Here is a 1209-nt window from a genome sequence, read left to right as displayed (position 1 = left end):
AGCTGCACAAGGCTGGGGGTTGAGCTCAGAGACGACGGTTGATCAGACTCTCATCCGCGGGTTGGATACCGCCTTCCGTGTCTTCGTCTCGGGGGCTGAGCCAGTAGGCGCCGGCATGCAGGAAGAGCCGGAACTGGTTGGCCGTCGCTCTTGTGCAGGAGGTGCGGTCGGCGGCGAGATGCGTCTTCCACGACTTGATGTGGTTCTCGGCAGCGCCGCGCCGGCAGTAGACATCCTCGTAGAGCGCCTTGGCCTTGCCACCGGCAAGGTTGGTGACGATGGAGCGGGTGTCGGCGCCTTGGGCGCCGACCTCGACCCGGGCGATGATGCGCTCGACACGGCTCCAGCTGCCGGCGCCGTCAAAGAATTCCTTGAACCTGCGGACCTTGTCCGTCTTCGCCGACGCTTCAAAACGCGCCAGCGTGCTGACTTCCAGATCCGCGACATGCTTGCGCAATGTGGTGGTGGACGCCACGCCGAGGATGAAGTCGACACCGTTGGCGCGGCACCAGTCGATGACCGGCGGACTGCAATAATGGCTGTCGGCCCGGATCAGGATCCGGGTGTTCGGCCAATTGCTCCGGATCGCCCGCACCAGGCGGCGCAGGTGGGGACAGATTTCTGCCCCACTCGGCCGCTTGGCCGGCAGCAGAACCGCACCGACGAAGCGGCCATCGCCATCGAACACCACGATCGGCTGGAAGCCGTACTCGTCGTGATGGGCATTGAACAGGCGAAGCTGCTGGCCGCCATGCGCGGCATCAAACGTGTCGTCGATGTCCAGCACGATCCGCTTCGGCACCTGCCGGAAGGAGGCGCAGTAGAGGTCGACCATAGCCCGACCCATCGCAACCAGCTCCCGCACCCCGGGCAGGTTCTCTAGCCGGCACAGCGTCGACTGGGAGGCCAGATCGCGACCCGAAGGCAGCGCATCCTGGGCCATCTTGAAGGCTGGATCGCAGCGCAACCGGGTGGCGTCGTTGCCATCCTCATAGCCGGCCGCAATCATCTTCATGCGGGAGCCGATCATATCGGCCACGCTGTGGACGACCTGGTCCGGGCAGCGCGGATCGTCGATGCAGCGCGCCAGACGGTCAGCCACACGCAGCCGTTTCTCCACCTCGGCCAGAGCGAGAACCCCACCGTTGGACGACAGCATGCCGCCGTCGAAGCGGGCAACGACCGCCTTGCCGCCGACAGATGACAAAC

At 65.3% G+C, this 1209-nt stretch carries 1 pseudogene; it reads right to left on the bottom strand.

Annotated features, from left to right (window positions below):
• Window positions 1–97 precede the first annotated feature (97 nt).
• A pseudogene (locus tag EOA60_RS33745) lies at window positions 98–1207 on the bottom strand (IS1380 family transposase); the annotation flags it as partial.
• Window positions 1208–1209: the final 2 nt, after the last annotated feature.

Origin of the sequence: Mesorhizobium sp. M1A.F.Ca.IN.020.06.1.1, assembly GCF_004023265.1 — a bacterium.
Lineage (GTDB): Bacteria > Pseudomonadota > Alphaproteobacteria > Rhizobiales > Rhizobiaceae > Mesorhizobium.
This window is presented reverse-complemented; position numbering and strand designations above follow the sequence as displayed.